21 protein-coding genes are annotated in these 21497 nt (G+C 72.0%); 10 read left to right on the top strand and 11 right to left on the bottom strand.

The features are described from left to right. Positions 1–47: 47 nt before the first annotated feature. From ACZ68P_RS15480 to ACZ68P_RS15470, 3 genes are all read left to right on the top strand, one after another. On the top strand, positions 48–332 hold the full coding sequence (locus ACZ68P_RS15480) for an isoamylase early set domain-containing protein (RefSeq protein ID WP_471006259.1): 285 nt from the start codon (positions 48–50) through the stop codon (positions 330–332). 172 nt (positions 333–504) lie between these two features. Further along, positions 505–1251, top strand: a complete 747-nt coding sequence (locus tag ACZ68P_RS15475; protein ID WP_471006257.1) for a VOC family protein — start codon at positions 505–507, stop codon at positions 1249–1251. 83 nt (positions 1252–1334) lie between these two features. Next, positions 1335–1535, top strand: coding sequence for a DUF5988 family protein (locus ACZ68P_RS15470; RefSeq protein ID WP_365720034.1), 201 nt, complete (start codon positions 1335–1337; stop codon positions 1533–1535). A 54-nt stretch (positions 1536–1589) separates the two neighbouring features. Here the strand turns inward: ACZ68P_RS15470 and ACZ68P_RS15465 are convergent, their stop codons facing one another. Then, a complete protein-coding gene (locus tag ACZ68P_RS15465; protein WP_471006255.1) occupies positions 1590–3089 on the bottom strand; it encodes a UDP-glucose dehydrogenase family protein in 1500 nt (499 codons plus the stop codon). A gap of 170 nt (positions 3090–3259) precedes the next feature. Here ACZ68P_RS15465 and ACZ68P_RS15460 point away from each other — a divergent pair, with 170 nt between their 5' ends. Both ACZ68P_RS15460 and ACZ68P_RS15455 read left to right on the top strand, forming a co-directional pair. Continuing rightward, positions 3260–3817, top strand: coding sequence for a hypothetical protein (locus ACZ68P_RS15460; protein WP_471006254.1), 558 nt, complete (start codon positions 3260–3262; stop codon positions 3815–3817). A 73-nt stretch (positions 3818–3890) separates the two neighbouring features. Next, complete coding sequence (locus ACZ68P_RS15455; RefSeq protein WP_471006252.1) at positions 3891–4487, top strand: hypothetical protein; 597 nt, start codon at positions 3891–3893, stop codon at positions 4485–4487. A 72-nt stretch (positions 4488–4559) separates the two neighbouring features. Here the strand turns inward: ACZ68P_RS15455 and ACZ68P_RS15450 are convergent, their stop codons facing one another. Together ACZ68P_RS15450 and ACZ68P_RS15445 are read right to left on the bottom strand one after the other, a co-directional pair. Continuing rightward, complete coding sequence (locus tag ACZ68P_RS15450; protein WP_471006249.1) at positions 4560–4832, bottom strand: GlsB/YeaQ/YmgE family stress response membrane protein; 273 nt, start codon at positions 4830–4832, stop codon at positions 4560–4562. A 114-nt stretch (positions 4833–4946) separates the two neighbouring features. Further along, positions 4947–6071, bottom strand: a complete 1125-nt coding sequence (locus ACZ68P_RS15445; RefSeq protein ID WP_471006391.1) for a glutamate--cysteine ligase 2 — start codon at positions 6069–6071, stop codon at positions 4947–4949. A 193-nt stretch (positions 6072–6264) separates the two neighbouring features. Here ACZ68P_RS15445 and ACZ68P_RS15440 point away from each other — a divergent pair, with 193 nt between their 5' ends. The 4 genes from ACZ68P_RS15440 (at position 6265) to ACZ68P_RS15425 (ending at position 8744) form a co-directional block, all read left to right on the top strand. Beyond that, entirely contained in the window at positions 6265–6966 is a 702-nt protein-coding gene (locus ACZ68P_RS15440; protein WP_471006248.1) for a LamG domain-containing protein, read from the top strand. Between the two features lie 97 nt (positions 6967–7063). Then, positions 7064–7744, top strand: a complete 681-nt coding sequence (locus ACZ68P_RS15435; RefSeq protein WP_471006246.1) for a DUF4230 domain-containing protein — start codon at positions 7064–7066, stop codon at positions 7742–7744. Positions 7745–7974: 230 nt separating this feature from the next. Further along, entirely contained in the window at positions 7975–8430 is a 456-nt protein-coding gene (locus ACZ68P_RS15430; RefSeq protein ID WP_471006245.1) for an SsgA family sporulation/cell division regulator, read from the top strand. Positions 8431–8489: 59 nt separating this feature from the next. Continuing rightward, entirely contained in the window at positions 8490–8744 is a 255-nt protein-coding gene (locus ACZ68P_RS15425) for a WhiB family transcriptional regulator (RefSeq protein WP_471006244.1), read from the top strand. Positions 8745–8783: 39 nt separating this feature from the next. Here ACZ68P_RS15425 and ACZ68P_RS15420 read toward each other — a convergent pair whose 3' ends face one another. From ACZ68P_RS15420 to ACZ68P_RS15405, 4 genes are all read right to left on the bottom strand, one after another. Continuing rightward, a complete protein-coding gene (locus ACZ68P_RS15420; protein ID WP_471006242.1) occupies positions 8784–9215 on the bottom strand; it encodes an ATP-binding protein in 432 nt (143 codons plus the stop codon). 141 nt (positions 9216–9356) lie between these two features. After that, on the bottom strand, positions 9357–10166 hold the full coding sequence (locus ACZ68P_RS15415; RefSeq protein ID WP_365720127.1) for an RNA polymerase sigma factor SigF: 810 nt from the start codon (positions 10164–10166) through the stop codon (positions 9357–9359). Positions 10167–10358: 192 nt separating this feature from the next. After that, positions 10359–10802, bottom strand: coding sequence for an ATP-binding protein (locus ACZ68P_RS15410; protein WP_471006239.1), 444 nt, complete (start codon positions 10800–10802; stop codon positions 10359–10361). A gap of 137 nt (positions 10803–10939) precedes the next feature. After that, on the bottom strand, positions 10940–12121 hold the full coding sequence (locus ACZ68P_RS15405) for a PP2C family protein-serine/threonine phosphatase (protein ID WP_471006238.1): 1182 nt from the start codon (positions 12119–12121) through the stop codon (positions 10940–10942). 111 nt (positions 12122–12232) lie between these two features. Between ACZ68P_RS15405 and ACZ68P_RS15400 the strand changes: the two genes are divergently transcribed. Continuing rightward, positions 12233–12739, top strand: coding sequence for a MarR family winged helix-turn-helix transcriptional regulator (locus ACZ68P_RS15400; protein ID WP_471006235.1), 507 nt, complete (start codon positions 12233–12235; stop codon positions 12737–12739). Positions 12740–12919: 180 nt separating this feature from the next. On the opposite strand, the gene ACZ68P_RS15395 is transcribed toward ACZ68P_RS15400, so the two are convergent. The 4 genes from ACZ68P_RS15395 to ACZ68P_RS15380 all read right to left on the bottom strand — a co-directional run bounded on the left by ACZ68P_RS15395 (position 12920) and on the right by ACZ68P_RS15380 (position 21289). After that, entirely contained in the window at positions 12920–14119 is a 1200-nt protein-coding gene (locus ACZ68P_RS15395; protein WP_471006233.1) for a PP2C family protein-serine/threonine phosphatase, read from the bottom strand. A gap of 39 nt (positions 14120–14158) precedes the next feature. Further along, the gene (locus ACZ68P_RS15390; protein ID WP_471006231.1) at positions 14159–14527 is read right to left on the bottom strand and encodes an STAS domain-containing protein; all 369 of its coding nucleotides are present in this window, start codon (positions 14525–14527) and stop codon (positions 14159–14161) included. A 59-nt stretch (positions 14528–14586) separates the two neighbouring features. Further along, positions 14587–17154: a SpoIIE family protein phosphatase gene (locus ACZ68P_RS15385; RefSeq protein WP_471006229.1), complete on the bottom strand. Its 2568-nt coding sequence runs from the start codon at positions 17152–17154 to the stop codon at positions 14587–14589. A gap of 109 nt (positions 17155–17263) precedes the next feature. Next, positions 17264–21289, bottom strand: a complete 4026-nt coding sequence (locus ACZ68P_RS15380) for a HAMP domain-containing protein (RefSeq protein WP_471006227.1) — start codon at positions 21287–21289, stop codon at positions 17264–17266. Between the last annotated feature and the right edge of the window lie 208 nt (positions 21290–21497).

Below are 21497 nucleotides of genomic sequence, written 5' to 3'. Positions count from 1 at the left end.
GGTACCAGGATGTGCCCCACGCCTTCCGACTGGCAGGAGCCCATCCCATGCTCGAACGCAAGCGCCGCAAGGGCGGCAAGCAGCACACCGAGATCACCTTCGTCCTGCCCGCGGACGCGCCGCCGGGGCCGGTCAGCGTCGTCGGCGACTTCAACGACTGGCGGCCGGGCGCGCACCTGCTGCGGCCGCGCGAGGACGGCACCAGGGCGGTCACCGTCGCCCTGCCCGGTGAGAGCGTCCACGCCTTCCGGTACCTGGCCGCCGGTGACTACTGGTTCAACGACGAGGGAGCCGACGCCCTCGAAGGTCCCAACAGCCTCGTCCGCACCTGACGGGTCCGGCGAGCCGCCCACCCGGCCCCGCCCCGCACGCGTCCTGGGCGGCGTGCGAGCGGGGGCCGCGAGTACCGTGGGAGGGGTTCCCGGGTCGTGTGAGGCGGATGGGGTGACGGTCGTGTCGACATCGAGTCACGAAACGTTCGGTGCACCCTGTTGGGTCAGCCTGATGGCCCCCGACCTGCGCGCGGCCCAGGACTTCTACCGGGCCGTTCTGGGCTGGAGGTTCCGCCCCGCGCACGTCAGTGACGGGTTCTCCATCGGATTCAGCGACGGCGTTCCGGTCGCCGGCATCGGGGCGCTGTCCCCGACGCTGTCGGTACCCGTGGCCTGGACGCCCTACTTCGCGGTCGAGGACGCCGACGCCACCGCCGCCCGCATCCTGGAGCGCAGCGGAACCGTCGCCGTCGGCCCGCTCTCCTTCGGTACGGGACGGGCCGCGCTCGCCTCCGACCTGGACGGGGCCACCTTCGGCATCTGGCAGGGCGCGGCGATCCCCGACTGGGGTGTGGGCGGCGAAACGGCCCCGGCCTGGCTCGAACTGCGGACGAGGAACGCCTTCGACGCCGCCATCTTCTACGGCGAGGTCCTCCAGTGGGCGTGCGACCAGCCCGGCTGCTGCGAGGTCTCCTACGTCGAGGAGGCCAACCACATCCTGCTGCGCCACGGGCGGCAGACGGTGGCCCGGCTGCACAGCGGGGCCCGCGCGGAGGCATCCGACCCGCGTGTCCGCCCCCGCTGGCAGGTCCACTTCCGTGTTCCGGACCTGGAGGGCGCCGTCAAGGCGGCCACCGCCCTCGGCGGCGAGACCGTCGGCGACACCCCGCCGGACCCCGGCACGCGCGGCGTCACCCTCCGCGACCCGGACGGCGCCCTCTTCGGGCTCGCGACCTCGGCCGTACCGGCGCCGGTCTGAGGCATCGCGGCCTCACGGCCCGAGCCGGCCCGGCCGCACGCTCCCGACGTGCGAGGGGTGCGCGCGGTGGCAAGACTGAAGGCATGGCGAACAAGGCAGCACTCGAGGGTGGCCCGGACGATCTGACCCAGCGGATCGTGCCCGTCACCGCCCAGGAACAAGACCTCAAGATCCCGCACCGCGGCGGCTACGAGCATTTCAGGGCCACGTCACGGCGGCAGGACGGTCCCGAAGGGCAGCTCCCGGTCTACGAATGGTGGGAGCGCACCGAGATCGCCGAGTGACCCGGCGCGGGTGACGTGGGGCGCGCGTGACGTGGGACGGGCGCACCGTGCCGCTCAGAGAACCTCGGTGGGGCCCGGCGCGGTCGGGGCCGCGTCCATGGCGGCCGGCTCCGAGGGGGCGGAGCCCCGGGCCGCCGAGTCCTCAACGGCCGAGTGCCTGAGGGGCGCGTCCCTCGCGGTCGGCTCCGTGAAAGCCGGCTCCGTGACAGCGGGATCCGTGAGCGTCGGCTCCGCTGCGGGCGGGCTCACGGGAAGGCTGACCGGACGGCGGTTTCCGATCCCCCGGTAGACCACCGGAGCCCGGTACATCACCGCGGGCGGCAGACAGTTCTTGGCGTCGATCACCACGCGTGGCCCGCGCATCCGGGTGGCGAGGTCCGCCCAGTCGGCCTCGACGACCTGGGGCCATTCGGTGAGGACGAGCGCGGCGTCCGCGCCGGAGAGGGCCGCGGGGAGGGCGGTGTGGGGTACGGCGCGGGGCGAGAGGTGCAGCAGCTCCTCGGGCGTCAGGCCCGGGTCCCACACCCTCACGCCGGCGCCGAGCCCGTGGAGGAGGGGCAGCAGCGTGCGGCTGGGGGCGGCCCTCAGGTCGTCGTTCCAGGGTTCGTAGCGCACACCGAGGACCGCGACCTCCCGCCCGCGCAGATCCGCGCCGACGCTCTCCTTGAGCAGACGGAGGATGGCGCCCGGCTGCTGCTCGTTGGTCCGGACGGTGGCGTCGAGGATCGGCGTCGCGATGCCCCGGTCCGCGGCCCAGCGGGCGAGGGCGGTGGTGTCCGTGGGCAGGCAGGAGTCGCCGTATCCGGTGCCAGGCTGGAGCAGGGCGTGCCCGATGCGCGGATCGAGACCGACGCCCTGGATGACGTGGTCGATGTTGAGGTCGGGGCCGGTGCAGAGGCGTGCCAGCTCGTTGGCGAAGCTGATCTTGGTGGCGAGGAAGGCGTTGCTCGCGTACTTGATCATCTCGGCGCCGGCCGGTGTGGAGGTCACCCAGGGGCACGACACGGACCGGTAGAGGTCGCGGAGCCGGTCGACGGCCTCGGGGTGGAGGGCGCCGGCCACGATCCGGGCCGGTGCGTGCCAGTCGTCGAGGGCACTGCCCTGGTTGAGGAACTCGGGGTTGCAGACGAAGCGCGGACGCAGCTCCGGGTACTCGGCCAGCAGCATGTCGCTGGTGCCGGGCGGCACCGACGACTTGAGCACCACCAGCGGGTCCCCGGCGAGTTCGGCGGCCTCGTCGATCGCGGCGAGGACCTGGGCGAGGTTCGCCGATCCGTCGGCCGCCGGCGGGGTTCCCACACAGATCAGCACGGCGTCGAGCGGGTCGGAGACGACGGCGTCGGGCAGCTCCTCGACGAAGTCGAGCCGTCCGGTGCGCAGCACGGCCGTCATCTGCTCCACGAGGCCGGGTTCGAAGACGGGTGGCTCCCCGGCGCGCAGGGAGGCGAGCTTCTCCCAGTCCTGTTCCACGCCGACGATCCGGTGTCCTTGCTGGGCCAGCGCGACGGCGCCCGTCACGCCCACGTAGCCCTGCCCCACCACCGCTGCTCGCATCGCCGCTCCCTGGGGTTTCGCCGTTCTCCCCTCCTACAAGAGCACAGACCGTGAGGGGGCGGCCTGTTTTGGTCACGGCGCCGCCGCCGGATTCGTCCGTTTCGGCGGGCCCCGATCGGGCAGCAGCGCGGCGACAGACGTACCCGCACCCGACCGAGGGGGCTGCCCCCATGTCAACCGGGACGCTTTTGGCCATCATCATTCCGGCGGTGGTGGTGCTCGCCTTGATCGCCTTGGCGGTGATCGCCGGGCGGCGACGGAACCGTCTTAAGGACCGCTTCGGTCCGGAGTACGAACGGACGGTCGAGGACACCGGCAGCCGCAGGGCCGCCGAGCGCGACCTCGCCGAGCGCGAGAAGCGCCACGACTCGCTCGATCTCCGACCCCTGGAGAACAGCGAACGCGACAGGTACGCGCGGGAGTGGAACGGCGTGCAGGAGGAGTTCGTGGACCGCCCGAAGGAGGCCGTGCACGACGCCGACCGGCTCGTGACGGCCCTGTTGAAGGCGCGGGGCTATCCCACCGACGACTTCGACCAGCGGCTTCGCGACCTCTCGGTCGAGCACGGCCGCACGCTGGAGCACTACCGGGCCGCGCACGAGATCAACACGCTGGGCGAGGGCCGACAGGCCACCACCGAGCAGCTGCGGGGGGCGATGGTGCACTACCGGGCGCTGTTCGACGAACTGCTCGCCGACGGGCACCGGCCCGGCCAGGCGGGGAACTGACCGGCACGCGGGTCCTGACCCGACGGCGGGGACGGACGACCGTCCGCGGACGGCGGACGCACGAGGAGACGTCATGCGGCACAACGAGACACCGGACCGCGCCGACGGCAGCGGCCTGACGACCGAAGACCTCGCGGGCTTCCGGGACCGGGAGCCCGGCGTCGAGGCGGACCCGGCGGGCGCGGCGCCCCCGGACGCCGGTGAGGCCCCCGTGTACCCCGGCGAGGCGACCCGCTCCGTCGACGACAGGAGCACCACGCGGGAGGAGACGGAGGAACCGGAGGAGATCCCGGGCGCGGCCCGCGGCCGCTCCCCCGCCCCGGCGCCGGACGAGGCGCCCGTCGACGCGGGCACCGAGGCGACCGCGGGCGGGACGTCGGCCGCGCCCGCCGGCGAAGAGGCGCCGGAGCTGCTGTCGGCGCGGGACGTGGACGCCTACCGCTCCCGCTGGCAGCAGATCCAGAACGACTTCGTGGACGACCCACGGGAGGCCGTCCACGCGGCCGACGGCCTGGTGGCGGACGTCATGCGGACCCTGGCCGAGACCTTCGCCGAGCACAAGCGCGGCCTGGAGGGCCAGTGGAACCAGGGTGAGGAGGTCGACACGGAGAGCCTGCGCATGGCCCTGCGTCAGTACCGCTCCTTCTTCCACCGGCTGCTGACGAAATGAGTCATGGACCGGCCCTCCGCAGGCCGGTCCATGAGGACCTCAGGTGTGCCCCGTACGGCCGAGGCGAGGCGGTCACGCGTGACGCGTACGACCGCCGGTGAACAGCCGGTACAGCGCGAGCAGGATCATCGATCCGACGATGGCCGCGATCCAGGTGGACAGCTCGAAGAAGCCGTCGATGGAATCGACCCCGAAGATCACCTTGCCCAGCCAGCCGCCGAGCAGGCCGCCCGCGATACCGATCAGCATGGTGATGATGAGCCCGCCCGGGTCCCGCCCCGGCATGAGCGCCTTGGCGATGAGGCCGGCCAGCAGTCCGATGACGATCCAGGCGATGATGCCCATGGTGGTCCTCCCTCTCGGCTTGACGTCCCGTGGTCGTCTCTCCTCCATCGGATACGCGCCACGGCCGGATTCAAACGCTCCGGACGGCACGGACAGCCGTCGGCGGGTGCGGGCTCAGCCCGACGCGCGGCCGTCGGCGGCGGTCGTGATGCGCGCGCAGCGGGCGACGACCGTCGCCAGGTCGCCCTCGGCGCGCAGCAGTTCGCGCTGGACGCGGGCGCCGTTGCCCCGCGCGAGCAGCTCCGCCATCCCCTGCCGCACCCGGTCGGCGTCGCCGAGGTCGTCCAGGGCCGGCTCCACGTGCCGGTAGAGCGCCCGGGCGGCGCTCTCGGCCGGGACCTCCTCCATCGTCAGGGGGTGGACCAGGGGACCGTCCAGGCCGGATCGGGCCGCCCGCCACGTGGCGAGCCGGAGCAGGCTGGTGTCGATCCGCTGTGGCGGCTCGCCCTTGCGCCAGGCCCGTGAGGCCGTCTCGACCAGACCGCGCACCAGGGCGGCCAGCAGGACGGGAGTGGTCGCCTCCAGGCAGACGTCGGCCACCCGTACCTCGACCGTGGGGTAGGACGCGGAGAGTCTGGCGTCGAAGTAGATCATCCCCCGGTCGCGCAGCACCCCGGTGCCGACCATGGCCCGGACCAGCTCGTGGTAGCGCTCCGGGGAGCCGAAGACGTCCACCGGGCCGGCCGAGGGCCATCGGTTCCACACCCGGCTGCGGTAGCTGGCGTAGCCGCTGTCCTCCCCCTGCCAGAAGGGCGAGTTGGCGCTCAGGGCCATGAGGACGGGCAGCCAGGGGCGTATCCGGTCCAGGACCGCGACGCCCTCCTCGTCGGACTCGACCGACACGTGCACGTGGCAGCCGCAGGTCAGCTGTTCCTGCGCGGTCAGGCCGAACTCCTCGCCCATCCACTGGTACCGCTCGCCCACGCTCAGCGAGGGGTTCACCGGCAGCGGGGAGGTCCCCATGGCGGCGACCACCGCGCCGACGGTGGCCGCGTGGCGGGCCGACTCGCCGCGCCACCGGACGATCTCCTCCTGGAGGTCGTCCATCCTCGTTACCGGGCGGGTGGCGAACTCCACCTGCTCCTTCTGGAGTTCCTTCTCGAACTCGTGCTCCTCGTCCCCGCCCTCACGCGCGGCGGCCCGCTCGGCCGCGGCCAGCACCGCGCCCGCCAGAGCGCGTGGAGCGCCGCTCTCGGCGTCCACGATCAGGAGTTCCTCTTCCACGCCCACGCTGCGCACGTCGCCGCTCATCGTTCGCCCTCTTCCGACACTGACCCCACCGTCCCACGGTGGGAACGACTTCACCTGTCCGAAGCGGCGCCTTCCCTTCCGTGACGAGTTGACGCCATGCGGTGAGTGTCGCCGTATGACGGCCCCGCGGTCCGGGCAGAACCGAATCGGACAGTTCGTCCCGGACGGGGAGGAGTCACCGATGCTGCCGCAGATCATCGACCGGCTGAGACGGCGCCGCGAGGCGCGGGCGGCGGAGCCGGTCTTCACCGCCGACTTCGCCTCCACGGAGCAGTGGGTCGCGGGGCGGTCCTGGGCCTATCCGAACGGCGGGCCGACCAACCCGGGGGACAACAAGCTGGATCACCTGGTCGAGGACCCCGAGTACAGCCGCTCCGGGCGCTTCAAGGCGACCCGGCGGCCCGACGGGAACTGGAGCGCGGGCCTTCTCACGACGGAGGGCAGCACCGAGGGCTTCATGGTCCGCGCCGGCGACGTCCTGGAGGCGCGGGTCCGGCTGCCCGAGGAGATCGGGGCCTGGCCGGCGATCTGGACCTGGCTCGACGGAGGCCAGGAGATCGACTTCTTCGAGTACCACCCCGACAATCCGGATCTGCTGGAGCTGTCGAACCGCGTGAGGGGCGGAGGGCTCTACTACCGCGATCCCTCGATCCGCCCCGGCGAGTGGGTGGAGCTGAGGGTCGAGCTGGGTACCCGCTCGGTGGTGTGGCACGTCAACGGCGAGCGGGTCTTCGCCGACGGGCGAGGAGTGGGCCGGCGCTGGAAGGCGTACCTCATCGTGAACCTCTCCGTCTGCGCCGGACGCTACCACCCGCCTCCCGACCCCGGGACGTCGGAGATGTCGTACGAGGTCTCGGACCTCCGCGTGTACCGGAAGCCCTGACCCGACGACCCGCGCGCCGCGACGGAGAGGCGTCCAACTCCCTTGACCTGGCTGGCCGTTGCGGCATGAACGCCCGGACGGCGGGCATGCGGTGAGCATGAGAGAAGGTGCTGCGACCCCATCGGGCGAGCCACCGGCCCGGGGGCGGACGACCCGCCGCCGGCCGGTCCTGGCCGCCGCGCTCCTGGCGACGGCCCTGGTGCTGGTCCTCCTCGGGCGGTTCAGCTTCACGCCGGGGCTCGACGGGCTCTTCGGCGAGGAGACCCGGGACCGTTCCGGCCCCGCACTGCTGAAGTCCGTGCAGGACATGCATCGGTACGAAGGCGCCGCCGGGAACTTCCAGATCGTGGTCGACCTCGAGAAGGACGCCCGCCTCCTGCCGGACGCGATCCGCGGCACCCGTACGCTCTACGTCGCCAGCGGCACGGTCGGGGCGTACGTCGATCTCGGCAAGATCGGCGAGGGCAGCATCACGGTCGACGAGAAGCGGACGTCGGCGACCCTGCGTCTGCCGCACGCGCGGCTCGCCGCCCCGGCCCTCGACCCGGAGAAGTCGTACGCCGTCTCCAAGCAGCGAGGGCTCCTCGACCGCCTGGGCGATCTCTTCTCCGACAACCCCGCCGACGAGCGGGCGGTGCACGCGCTGGCCGCGCAGCGCATCGGCGAGGCCGCGCGGGAGAGCGATCTGGGCCCACGGGCCGAGAAGAACACCACCGCCATGCTGGAGGGGATGCTCCGCGCCCTCGGCTTCGAGCAGGTGACGGTCCATTACGTATGACCGAGGGGCGCCGCCGAGCGCGCGCACACCAGGGCCGCCTCGCATCGGGGCGGCCCTTTCGTGTTCCCCGCGCCGGCCCGGAGCCATGGCACGGAGGAGCGGTCTTCGGCCGCCGATGAGCTTTTCACGCCCCTTTCACCGAGACCGGGTGTGCATTCCCTCTGCGGGGTTACGAGGAAAAGGCACGGCGCCGCGCAGGCAGCGCGATCTCCCCGAGGGAAGTGGTGACGATGTCCAAATCGAACCGACACGAGACCACGCAGCGGCCCCCGGCGCCCCCGGTGCGGTCGTGGAGCACGACGGCCCGTCAGATCCAGGGAGAGATCGGCCTGGCTGTCGAGGCCACGTTCCACTACGACCCCGACGACCCCTGGGCGATACGCGTCGCCTTCCGGCTTTCGCTGGGCCGGGTCGTGGACTGGACCTTCTCCCGCGAGCTGCTGCGCTCGGGAACCCGCGTCCTCAGCGGCGAGGGCGATGTGCGCCTCTGGCCGCTGCGCTGCGGGGGCAGGGAAGGACGCGTCCGCATGCGGCTGGGATCGGCCGGGGCGTTCGCCGTGGTCGACATCGACCGCGCGGGCCTGCGGAGCTGGCTGAACGAGACGTACGACGCCGTGCCGGCCGGGAGCGAGGCCGCCAGGATCGACTGGGCGGCCGAGACCGGTCATCTGTTCGCGCGACGGTAGAGCCGGGCTCCCGCGCCGACGGACGGACGAACGCTCATGACGGACTACAGGAGGACCTGATGGAGAGCTGGCGCGCATCCGCCGCCTGCAGCAATGTCGACCCCGACCTCTTCTTCCCGGTGGGGACCGGCGCCCCGGCGCTGATCCAGGCCTCGGAGGCCAAGGAGGTCTGCCGCCGTTGCCCGGTGCGTCGCGAGTGCCTGGAGTGGGCCATGGACGACTCCCGCCAGGTGACCGGCGTGTGGGGCGGCATGACCGAGGACGAGCGGCGGTCGCTGAAGCGGCGGTCCCGTCGACAGGCGAACAAGCACTGAGTTCCGGATCGACGCGCGGTGGCGCGCCGCCACGGCAGGTCAGCCGAGCGGAAGGCGCGCCCTGACCCACTTGCCGTGGGGCGCCACCGCCTCGGTCTCGACCGTGGCGCAGAGCGCGAGCACGATCTCCATGCCGTGCTGCCCGAGCCGGTCGGGGTCGCGCGGGCGGGCGACCGGGACGACGGGGTGGGTGTCGTGGACGGATATCTCCAGCACCCCCTCCCGCAGAGCGAGTTCGAGCCGGCAGGGGCCGGGGGCGTACTTGACGACGTTCGTGACGAGTTCGCTGACGACCAGCCGGGCGGCGTCGACACCGCGCTCCGGCCAGGGCCCCGAGGGCGGCGCGCACCGGCCGAGGAACGACGTGGTGAAGTCCCGGGCCTCCGCGATGGCGCCCCGCGCTCCGCCCAGTTCCACGCCGGCCCGCAAAGCCTCACCCACGTGCCGGCCGGTCACGCTCGCCTGCGTCACGCCGTTCCCCGTTCGCCTTCCTCACCGTGCCGGCTCTCCTCTGGTATCCGCATTCCGTCGGCTTCGTCGCAGCACGGAACGGCCTCACCAGAAGGGGGTTGGTGAGGCCGTTCCGCCGGGACGTTCCTCGACGGTCCCTGATCAGGACTGGTCGAGCATGCCCTTGCGCAGACGCTCCAGGTTGCGGGAGAGCAGGCGCGAGACGTGCATCTGGGAGATACCCAGCTCCTTGCCGATCTCCGACTGCGTCAGCTCCTCCACGAAGCGCAGGTGCAGGATGCGGCGGCTGCGGTCGTCGAGCTCGACCAGCAGCGGCGCGAGCGTGTGGAAGTTCTCGAAGAGCTCGAGCGCCGGGTCCTCCACACCGATGAAGTCGGCGAGGGCCGCGTCACCGTCCTCGCCGTCCGGGCCGACGGCGGCGTCGAGCGACGTGGAGTTGTAGCCGTTGGAGGCGATGCGGGCTTCGATCACCTCGTCCTCGGAGAGGTTCATCAGCGTCGCCAGCTCGGCCACGCTCGGCGCGCGTCCGAGGCGGGAGCTCAGTTCCTCGGTGGCCTTGGCCAGCTCCACGCGGGCTTCCTGCAGTCGGCGCGGCACGTGCACGGCCCAGGAGGTGTCGCGGAAGAAGCGCTTGATCTCCCCGACGATGTAGGGGACGGCGAAGCTGGTGAACTCCACCTCACGGGAGAGGTCGAACCGGTCGATGGCCTTGATCAGACCGATGGTGCCGACCTGGACGATGTCCTCCATCTCGTCGCCGCGGGCCCGGAACCGTCCGGCCGCATAGCGCACGAGCGACATGTTCATTTCAATCAGGGTGTTCCGCGCGTACTGGTACTCGTGGGTCCCCTCCTCCAGTACCGCCAGCTTGTCGAAGAAGACCTTCGACAGCTCACGTGCGTCCTTCGGAGCGACCTTGCGGGGGGATTCGAGTACAGGAAGGTCTCCCATTCCCGTCTCGACACCGGTCCTCGTCTCCGTCGTCACCGCAGTCGGCACTCTGATGACCTCCCTCGTCCATCGTCAGCTCTTCAATCCCCCGTGAGAGCCCCGCCTACCCCGTCATACGCGAGGCATGCCAGAAAATTCTCGACCGGCGGAAAAAACTTTTCCGGCCGGACCACTCCACCACGCCGGGGAGGTTCACGCGAGGGAGAGACGGGCCCGGACGCGCTTGCCCGGCGGCTGCGGCTCCACGCTCACGCTCTCGCACACCGCCAGGACGATCTCGACGCCGTGCTGGCCGATCCGCCGGGGATCGTGGGCCCGCGGCACGGGAGAGACGTCCAGACCGTCGAAGACGGAGATCTCCAACGCGTCCTCGAACAGTTCGAGGAGCACGCGACAGGGGCCCGGGGCGTGCCGCACGGCGTTGGTCACCAGCTCGCTGACCACCAGGCGCGCGATGTCCACGCGCTCCCGGGAGACCGGCTCGCCCCCTCCGGCCGGCGCGGCGGTGAGGAAGTCGGCGGTGAAGTCGCGCGCCGACGCGATCATGCCGTCCCCCGCGTCGGCGCTCTCGTAGACCACGCTCGCGGACAGCGACGGCCGGCACACCGGGCCTCTCCTGGCGATCACCTCACCCATCGCCCTTCCTTCCTCGCGTGACTGTCGCACTCCTCGCCTCGTCCGGCGCATTTTCCCATGCGCGCTCGTTCCACACCGCACTCACCCCGGAAATATGGACGCGGACACGCGAGTGGCGGTTGCGGGAGGGACACGCGTCACCGTCCGGGGTGTGTCGACGGCGGTGTCCCGGCCGCTCGGCGGCCGTGCCAGTCCAGGCACAGGACGAGGAGGTCGTCCGGGGTCGGACCCTCCCGGGACCGCAGGGCCCGCACGACCTCCCGGGGCGTGTCCGCGCAGGTCAGCCCACGCGTGGCCTCGATCGCCCGGCTCACCGCCCGGTCCGGTCCTTCGTCCGCCCCCTCGGCGGGCTCGGCGCGGTCGCAGGCGACGAAGACCAGACGGTCACCGGGGAGGATCCGCAGTCGCTGGGTGAGGTAGACGGTGTCCTCGAACATGCCCAGCGGAAGCTGGCGCTCGAGGTGGAGCCGCTCGGGGGCGGCGCCGGCCCGGGCCCGCCAGACGGTGGGCGAACCCGCGTCGACGACGCGTACCTCGCCGGTGGCGCGCGCGAAGCTCATCAGCAGGGCGGAGAGGGTCCTCGCGCCTCGGTGCTGACCGTAGAGGGCCTGGTCCGTCAGGGTCGCCTGGCCGACGACGTCGAGGCCCGCCCGACGGGCGTTGCGGATGGCAGTGAGGGCGAGGCTGCTCACGAGGACGGCCTGGGTGCCGGGGCCGGTGCCGTTGGCGACGACCAGCGTCAGCTCCTCCTCCGTCACGGACCAGTCGAGCACGTGCCCGCCGGAGGTGTAGGCCGGCTCCCAGTAGGCGTGCAGGTCGAACTCCTCGCCGACGCAGGCACGCCCGGGCAGCAGGTCCCACTGCATCTCGCCGGGGATGTTGAGGGCCCGCGCCCGGCGTGTCCGCCGGTACAGGTCCGTATGGCGGTCGGCGACCCGCAGGGCGTGTCCGAGCATCTCCGCGACGGCGGCGAGCTCCTCGGTCGTCTCCGGCGTGAGGCGGTCCGAAGGAAGGACGACCACAAGAACGCCACAGCGATCGCCGCGAACCGTCACAGGAAGGAACGCGGTCGCCGTGGGTCCGTCTCCCCCGAAAAGATATGGTTGCTGTGTGGAGTAGGCGCGCCCCGCGGGCCCGGCCTCCACGGCCATGGGCTGTGACCCCGCCGGAGCCTGCACGGGCTCGACGGGACGGAGTTCCGTGAGTCCGTAGTCGACGAGCAGAAGGTCGGCGGAGAACGCGGCGAACTGCTGTGCCAGATCGATACGGAGGGAGTCCAGGAGGCGGTGTGCCGGCGCTTCGCGCAGAGCGCGTTCCACTGTCGAGCGTCGATCCACCGAATCCGTACCGCCTTCTGGAGAGATGTAGATGACCGGCGCGTCGCGAGACCGACGGCCTCGGCCCCGGACGCCTGAGGAGTGTCACCAACCATGGACACGAACCCCGCCCCGTCTCAGCGGGAGCCGCAGGAGACGACGGAGGCAGCGCGGGAGCTCATCGAGCTCCTGGAGGTGATGTGGGAGCGCGGCAGGGACATGGTGTCGTCGACGCCCGTGTCGGCCTCGCAGCTCCGTGTGCTCTACAGCCTCGACCGCGAGGAGGGCATCAACCTCCGCGCCCTGGGCGAGCTGCTCGGTTCCGCGCCGCCCTCGGTGAGCCGCATGTGCGACCGGCTGGAGGCCCTGGGGTTCGTCCAGCGCCTGCCCAGTCCGGTGAGCCGCCGCCAGCTGGAACTGCACCTGACCGTCCAGGGCAAGGCGTACCTGCGGGACCTCAGGGGCCAGCGCGAGGAGGCCCTGCTGGCCGTCATCACCACCATGACGCCGACGACCCGGAAGGCGCTGCTGCGCGGACTGACGGGTTTCCAGGAGGCGTTGGACAAGGAACACTCCTCGTCGCGCCGGAACGCCCCGCTCGGGAGCGCCCGGTCCGCCTGACCGCCCCGCAGCGGGACCGCCGTCCGGTCACGCGCCCCTTGTCCCACTTGTCACCCTCTGGTCGCCTCGGACGTGTGCACTTCCGGGCACGAGCCAGGAGTGTTGCCCCAAGAATACATTTGCCGTTCGGCAACTGTTGACGCATGGTCGGGTCGTGGACGTGGACGCGCGGACGCCCCGTCAGACCTCGGCGGCTTCCCGGGAAACGCGGTCCCCGGCGTCCTTCCGTCCACGCCAGTCGAGACAGACGACCAGCGCGTCGTCCTCCAGGGGCGTGCCCCCGTGGTACTCCGCGAGCTGCCGCAGGACCGCGCCGGGAACCTGGGCGGGGGGCAGCAGCCTGGTCGAGGTCAGCGCCCGCGCGAGCGCCTTCTCGCCGTAGCTCTCCCCGTCGGGGGACGGCGCGTCGTACACCCCGTCGCTGCCGAACAGCAGCCGGTCCCCCGGGCGCACCGTGAACCGCTCCGCCACGTAGGCCGTCTCCTCGAACATCCCCAGGGGCAGCTGCGCCTCGAAGGAGACGGGCTCGACGGTCCGTTCGCGCAGCCGCCACAGCCGGGGTGAACCGGCGTCCACGGCCTCCACCTCGCCGGTGGTCAGGTCGAAACGGAGCAGCAGCGCGGAGACGTAGGCGCTGCCGCGGTACTGCGCGTAGACGGCCTGGTCCGCGAGGGCCGCCTGGTCCACGAGGCCGAGACCGGCGCGGCGGGCGTTGCGCAGCGCGTTGATGGCGAGGTTGGTGAGCAGGGCGGCCTCGATGCCCGCCCCCATGCCGTTGGTGACCGTCAGGGTCAGGTGGTCCGCCGAGGCGGACCAGTCGTAGTTGTCCCCGAAGATCGCGTAGGCGGGTTCCAGGTGCGCGCCGAGCGAGAACTCGGGCCGGGCGCAGGACCGCCCCGGGAGCAGCTGCCACTGCATCTCGGCCGCCAGCGTCAGCCGCGCGGCCCGGCGCGCGAGGACGTACAGGTCGGTGTCGCGCTCGGCGACGAGGATCTCGTGGCCGAGGGCCTCGCAGATGTGCTGCAGCTCGGGCAGCTGCGGGACGATGTCGTGGTCCTTGGGCACCGTCACGGTCAGGACGCCCATCCGGTCGCCCCGGATGGTGACCGGCAGATGCGCCGCGACCGCCGTGGCCGTCTCCGTGACGTACGGCTCCTGGGAGCCGAAGGCGCGCCCCTGCGGGCTGCTGCTGATCGGCAGCGGCTGGACGGTGTGCGGGCTGCTTCCCACCAGCTGGAGCGACCGCAGGCCGTAGTCGGCCAGCCGGAGCTCCACCTCCTGGGCGCCGTAGTACGTCCGCAGCGCCTCCTCCACGACGCTCATCAGCATGTGCGGCGCGGCCCGGCGCAGCGCCTGCTCGACAACGGCGATCTCGTCCACGGGTTCCTGTTTCTCTTCTGTCCGCTCGGTCCGGTACGTCTATCCGGCCCGGCCGGCGGCTGTCAGCGCCTCGTCCACATCGGCGTGCAGGGGCGTCGTCATCGACAACCCCGTGATCTCCAGGATGCGCCGTACGGCCTCGGTCGGCGCCACGAGGTGGAGGTCCCCGTTCGCCTGGCGGGCGTCCCGGGCCGCCTTGATCAGGACGTTCAGGCCGGACGAGTCCATGAACTCCAGCCGGGACAGGTCCATGACCAGGTGGCGGCGGCCGTGCAGGAACTGGTTGGCCAGGTGGTGGTGGAGCAGTGTGGCGGTCTCGATGTCGAGCTCGCCGCCCACGGACAGTACCGCCGTGGTGTCGTCGAGGATCTCCACCTCGACGTCCAGGTTGTCTTCCGGCTGGGGCATGGTCCTCATTTCGGTCGGGGGAAGGGATGCGTGGGGGGTGCCGGGCGTGCGGGGCCCGTTCAGGCGACCCGCACGCCGATCAGACAGGTGTCGTCGTCGGTGTCGGACTTGCTGTGCGTCAGCAGGGTGTCGAGCCGGCGTTCCAGGGTGTCGGCCGGTGCCTGGGCCGTGGCGAGGAGCTGGGCCAGGGAGTCCTGAACGGCGGTGTCCCGCCGCTCGACCAGGCCGTCGGTGTACATCAGGACCGTGTCCTGCGCCTCGAGCTGCACCTCGGCCTCCTCGTACTCGGCCTCGGCGAGCGCCCCGAGCAGCAGCCCCTTGAGCAGGGGCAGCGTGGTGGCCTCCGTACCGCGTACGAGGACGGGGGGAAGGTGCCCGGCCCTGGCCCAGCGCAGCGTGCGGCTCTCGGGGTCGAAGACGCCGCAGACGGCGGTGGCCGTGACCCTCTCGGTGAGGTGGTGCGCCACGATGTTCAGCCAGGAGAGCAGCTGCGCGGGACCGGCTCCGGTGACGGCGAGGCCGCGCATCGCGTTGCGCAGCACGACCATGCCGGTGGCGGCCTCGATCCCGTGGCCCGCGATGTCCCCGACGCACAGCAGTATCTTCTTGGACGGCAGGACGACGGCGTCGTACCAGTCGCCGCCGACCAGTGCCTCCGTCTCGGCGGGCCGGTAGCGCACGGCGATCTGGAGGCCGGGCGCGTCGAGCGGGCCCCGGGTGGGGGGCATGATGGCGTGCTGGAGCTGGAGGGCGAGGCGGTTGCGCTCCGCCGACTCCTGCTCGGTGACCGCGAGCTGGTCGCGGGTCGCCGCCAGGGCGACCTCGGTCCAGTGCTGCGAGGAGATGTCCTGGTAGGCGCCCCGAACCGCCAGGAGGCGGCGGTCGGGACCGAGGACGGGTTCGGCGATGACGCGCATGTGCCGGGTCACGCCGTCCGGGCGCACGAGGCGGAACGCGGTCGAGGTCGCCCGCCGGTGGCGCAGCACGGCCTGCAGGAAGCGGCCGATGGCGACGGCGTCGTCCGGGTGGGCGTGGGCCGCCAGGTCCCGCAGGGACACCGGAGCCTCGGCGGGCTCGCGGCCGTACAGGTCGAAGAGCTGGCCGTTCCAGGTGATCTCGCCCGTCAGGACGTTCTCCTCGAAGCCGCCGATGCGGCCGAGGCGCTGCGCGTGCTGGAGCAGGTTGGCCAGGCGGGCGGTCTCGTCCTCGATGCGCCAGATGAGCAGGACTCCGCCCTGGTGCCGGCTGATGCTGAGGTCGGCGGTGGACGCGAGTGCCACCTGGTCCACGAGCGCGGTCAGCGGGGCGCGGCGGGCGCGGAAGGGCTCCCCGGTGGCGTAGACGCGCTCGATCCGGTCGAAGAGTTCGCCCTCGCCGGCCGCCGTGGGGTACGCCTCCAGGAGGAAGGCGCCGACGACGGCGCCGCGGGGCCGTCCGGCCGGGTCCTGGAAGTGGTCGTTGGCGTGCAGGATGCGGAAGTCGCTGAGCCGGCCGTCCGCGTCGAGGTGCGGGATGAGGACGAGCGCGGGGTCGTAGAGGCCGTCGGAGAGGTCCACGAGTTCGGCGACGCCGGTCGAATCCCGCGGCGGCGTCGGCACGGGGTCGCCGGGGAGGTTGTCGATGGTGTGGGCGCACAGCTCGGCGAGCGCTTCGAGCTGCCGCTCCACGGCCTGGGGCTGCGGTCCCAGGGGGTGGGCCCAGCAGATCTCGAGGACGCCGTGGATGCGTCCGCCGGTGCCGGCGGGCACCGCCACCCGTCCGCCGTCGGGGGTACGGGCGTGTCCGATGGTGGGGACGCCGGCGGTGGCGAGCGAGGGGAACCAGACGGTGCGGCGCTCGGTGAGGGCCTGGCGGGCGACGGTGACGACGCCGGGCGGGACGTAACGCCAGCGTGCGGGTTCGTCGCCGCCGAAGCCGGCGTGGCCGCTGAGGGTGAACGAACCGTCGGCCCCGGCGGTCCAGACGGCGACGGCCGTGGCTCCGAGGGGTGCGAGGGCGTGGGCCAGGAGGGACTCGGCCACCGTCTGGGTGTCGCCCGCGTTCAGGGCGGCGCTCTCGGCCGTCCGCAGTCGCACGGCGACGGACGGTTCCTGCCCGGTCTCGGGTTCACCGGTGTCCGGCTCGCTCACCGCCCGTCTGACGAAGTCCTCGGCGACTTCGGCGACCTGGTCGTGGGCGGCCTGGTTGATGATGTCGGCGGCCAGTTCCAGGGGCGAGAGTCCGGCCTGGGCGGCGAGTTCGGCGAGCTGCCGGGCCGCCTGCGCCGGGCCGCACCGCAGCCGCTCGACGATGATGCCCTTGGCGAGTTCGATGAGGGCGCGTCCGTCGGCCGCGGCGTGCGCGGCCCGTACCTCTCCGCGCAGCCTTTCCACCGTCGCGGCCAGCCGGCCGACGGTGGAGTGGTGTGCCGGGAGGGGGCCCTCCCCGTCGTCCTCGGGCGTGGCGGCGAAGGAAGCGGCGGCTCCGGTGAGGGCGCCGTAGGGGTCGCCGTCCGTCGTCTCCCGGGGCATCGGGACCGTGCCCGCCCCTGTCGAGGGGCGGGTCGCGGGGGCGGACTCGGCCGACGCCCTGCCGTCCCCGAGATGTCCTCCGGCGGCGTCTGGGCCGTGATCGGGGGGAGCACTCATGGCGTGGACTCCTCGGATGTGACGGCCTGGGCCGTGGGAGGGATGCGGGGCGGGTGCGGGAGGGAGGCGCGGCGGACGCGGGCGGGGGTCCGCCTGCTCCGGCGGCGGGCTAGTCGTCGCGGAGCCACCGCCGGATGCAGGCGATGAGGTCGTCGGCGTCCACCGGCTTGGTGACGTAGTCGCTCGCGCCGGACGCCAGGCTCTTCTCCCGGTCCCCCGGCATCGCCTTGGCGGTGACCGCGACGATCGGCAGCCCGGCGTAGGCCGGCATCTGCCGGATGGTCGCCGTGGCGGCGTAACCGTCCATCTCGGGCATCATCACGTCCATCAGGATCAGGTCGATGTCGGGGTGCGCGGCGAGTGCCTCGATCCCCTTGCGGCCGTTCTCGGCGTGGAGGACCTCGATGCCGTGCAGCTCCAGGATGCCGCTCAGGGCGTAGAGGTTGCGGGCGTCGTCGTCGACGACGAGCACCGTACGGCCGTGCAGGGCGGCGTCGACGGTGTGGGGCGCCTGCTGGCGCTGCTCGCCGCGGAGCAGGGGCACGACGTCGCCTGGCTGGTCGGCGAGCAGGTGCAGGGCGATCCGCTCGCGGAGTTCGTCGAGGCTGGAGAGCAGCTCCAGGGGCCGCTGCCGGGCCCTGGCCTGGAGGGTGCGCTCGTTTTCGGCGGCGAGTCTGCGGTTGTTGTGGGCGAGCACGGGGACGGTCCGCAGGGCAGCGTCGCCGTCCATGGCGTCGAGGAAGTTCAGGGCCTCGTTGTCCGCCATGTCGAGTTCGAGCACGACGCAGTGGAAGGGCTGGGTGGCGAGGGCGGTCGCGGCCTCCTGCGGCCCCACGGCGGCGATCACCTCGATGTCCGCCTGGTCGGTGAGGTCCCGGCTGTCGGCCAGTTCGGCCACGGCGTTCTCGGCGACCAGCGACAGCAGCCCGCGGGAGCGCTCCTCGATCACCAGCAGGCGTCGGGGCTGGCGGGGCTGCGGGACGGCCGGCAGGGCGGCCCGGGGGGTGCGGCTGGGCCTCTCGGCGATCTCCCCCGGCTCCCTCGGCGTGGCCGGCGCCCCGGCCTCGGGCGCGGTCTGCGCCTGGAAGTCGGCCCGGGCGACGGGGAGGTAGAGGGTGAAGGTGCTGCCCGCGCCCGGCTCGCTGTCGGCCGTCAGGGCGCCGCCGAGCAGATAGGCGATCTCACGGCTGATGGAGAGGCCGAGACCGGTGCCGCCGTACTTGCGGTTGGTCGTGCCGTCGGCCTGCTGGAAGGCGCCGAAGATGGCCTCCAGGTGCTGGTGGGCGATACCGATGCCGGTGTCCCTCACCCGGAAGGCGACCACGGCGCCGCCGCGGTGCACCGTGCCGGGCAGCTCGTCGTCCGAGGCCGGCTCGATGCTGAGGTGCACGCTGCCGCGTTCGGTGAACTTCACGGCGTTGGAGAGCAGGTTGCGCAGCACCTGCCGCAGCCGGGAGTCGTCGGTGACCAGGTCGACCGGAACCCCGGGGGCGGTGGAGATGGTGAAGGCGAGGTTCTTCTGGGTGGTGAGCGGCCGGAACGTCGCCTCGACGTAGTCGAGGAGCTGGCGCAGCGCGACCCGCTCCGGGTTGAGGTCCATCTTCCCGGCCTCGACCTTCGACAGGTCGAGGATGTCGTTGATCAGCTGGAGCAGGTCGGAACCGGCCGAGTGGATGATGCCCGCGTACTCGACCTGCTTGGCGGTGAGGTTCCGCGTCGGGTTCTGGGCGAGCAGCTGGGCCAGGATGAGCAGGCTGTTGAGCGGGGTACGCAGCTCGTGGCTCATGTTGGCAAGGAACTCGGACTTGTACTTCGACGCGAGCGACAGCTGCTGGGCGCGGTCCTCCAGCTCCTGCCGCGCCTGCTCGATCTCCAGGTTCTTGGCCTCGATGTCGCGGTTCTGGGAGGCCAGCAGGGCGGCCTTGTCCTCCAGTTCGGCGTTGGAGCGCTGGAGCTCCTCCTGCTGCACCTGGAGCTCCTCGGAGCGGGCCCGCAGCTCGTCGGCCAGTCGCTGCGACTCGCCGAGCAGCTCGTCGGTACGGGCGTTGGCGACGATCGTGCTGACGTTGACGCCCACGGTCTCCATGAGCTGTTCCAGGAAGTCCCGGTGCACGGAGGTGAACGGGGTGAAGGAGAGCAGCTCGATCGCGCCGAGGACCTGGTCCTCGACCACGATCGGGAGCACGATCAGGCTGCCGCGCGCGGTCTGCCCGAGTCCGGAGGAGATGGAGACGTAGTCGCCGGGGACGTCGTCGGCGGCGATGACGCGGCGGCTGCGGGCGGCCTGTCCGACGAGGGACTCGCCCAGCCGGAAGCGGCGGCCCTCGGGGCTGCCCGCGGGGCGGCCGTAGGAGCCGACGAGGCCGAGCTCGATGCCGTCGAAGCCCTCCTCGGCCAGGTAGAAGGCGCCGTACTGGGCGCGGACGAGGGGGGTCAGTTCGTCCATGACGAGTTCGGCGACGACCGACAGGTCGCGGTGGCCCTGCATCAGCGCGGAGATCCGGGCGAGGCTGGACTTGAGCCAGTCCTGTTCCTGGTTGGCCCGGGTGGTCTCGCGCAGCGAGCCGACCATGGAGTTGATGTTGTCCTTGAGCTCGGCGACCTCGCCGGAGGCGTCGACGGTGATCGAGCGGGTGAGGTCGCCCTCGGCGACCGCGCTGGCGACCTCGGCGATGGCGCGGACCTGGCGGGTGAGGTTCCCGGCGAGTTCGTTGACGTTCTCGGTGAGCCGCTTCCAGGTGCCGGAGACGCCTTCGACCTCGGCCTGGCCGCCGAGCCGTCCCTCGCTGCCGACCTCGCGCGCCACGCGGGTGACCTCGGCGGCGAACGAGGACAGCTGGTCGACCATCGTGTTGATGGTCGTCTTCAGTTCCAGGATCTCGCCGCGGGCGTCCACGTCGATCTTCTTGGACAGGTCACCGTTGGCGACGGCGGTGGTCACCTGGGCGATGTTGCGGACCTGGCCGGTGAGGTTGTTCGCCATCGAGTTGACGTTGTCGGTGAGGTCCTTCCAGGTGCCCGCCACGTTCGGCACCCGCGCCTGGCCGCCGAGCCGGCCCTCGGTGCCGACCTCCCGGGCGACGCGGGTCACCTCGTCGGCGAAGGCGGAGAGGGTGTCCACCATGGTGTTGATGGTGTCGGCGAGCGCGGCGACCTCGCCCTTCGCCTCCACCGTGATCCGGCGGGACAGATCACCGCGGGCGACGGCGGTGGCGACCTGGGCGATCGAACGCACCTGCCCGGTGAGGTTGGACGCCATCACGTTGACGTTGTCCGTGAGGTCCTTCCAGGTGCCGGACGCTCCCCGGACGGTGGCCTGGCCGCCGAGGTTCCCCTCGGTGCCGACCTCGCGGGCGACGCGGGTCACCTCGTCGGCGAAGGCCGACAGCTGGTCGACCATCGTGTTGATGGTCTCCTTCAGCTCCCGGATCTCGCCGCGGGCGTCGACGCTGACCTTCTGGGAGAGGTCTCCCTTGGCGACGGCGGTGGCGACCTGGGCGATGGAGCGGACCTGGGCGGTGAGGTTGCCGGCCATGGAGTTGACGGAGTCGGTCAGGTCGCGCCAGGTACCGGAGACGCCCTTGACGTCCGCCTGACCGCCCAGGATCCCCTCGGTGCCCACGTCACGGGCCATCCTGGTGACCTCGTCGGCGAAGGAGGAGAGCTGGTCGACCATCGTGTTGATGGTGTTCTTCAGCTCCAGGATCTCACCGCGGGCGTCCACGTCGATCTTCTGGGAGAGGTCTCCCTTGGCCACGGCGGTGGCGACCTGGGCGATGTCACGGACCTGCCGGGTGAGGTTGCCGGCCATCGCGTTCACCGAGTCGGTGAGGTCGGCCCAGGTGCCCGAGACGCCGGGAACCACGGCCTGGCCGCCGAGGGTGCCCTCCGTGCCGACCTCCCGGGAGACCCGGGTGACCTCGGAGGTGAAGAGGGACAGCTGGTCGACCATGCCGTTGAACACGGCGGAGATCTCGCCCATCAGCCCGTTGGCGTCGTCCGGCAGCCGGGTGCCGAAGTCACCGTCGCGTACGGCGGTCAGGCCCGCCAGCAGCTGGCGCAGTTCCGGCTCCCCCACGGCGGCCGGTCCGGGCCGCCGTGCCGCGGAGGAACTGTCGATCGTCGTCTTGGACATGATCCATCCTCGTTGGCTTCACCGACATTCCGAGGGTCCGGCCCGGCACGGTTCCTCGCGCCGGGGCTCCGCCCCTCCCGTACGACTCCCGGCGCTGGACCGTTGTCGTACGGCAATAAAGACGAGACTACCGCCCCGTGATCGTCACGAGGGAGACGGTAGTGAATCACGAGAGCGGACCGACGTGATCCGGACCCGTCCTCCCACC

The organism is Streptomyces sp. NPDC036822 (genome assembly GCF_055609145.1).
This window is presented reverse-complemented; position numbering and strand designations above follow the sequence as displayed.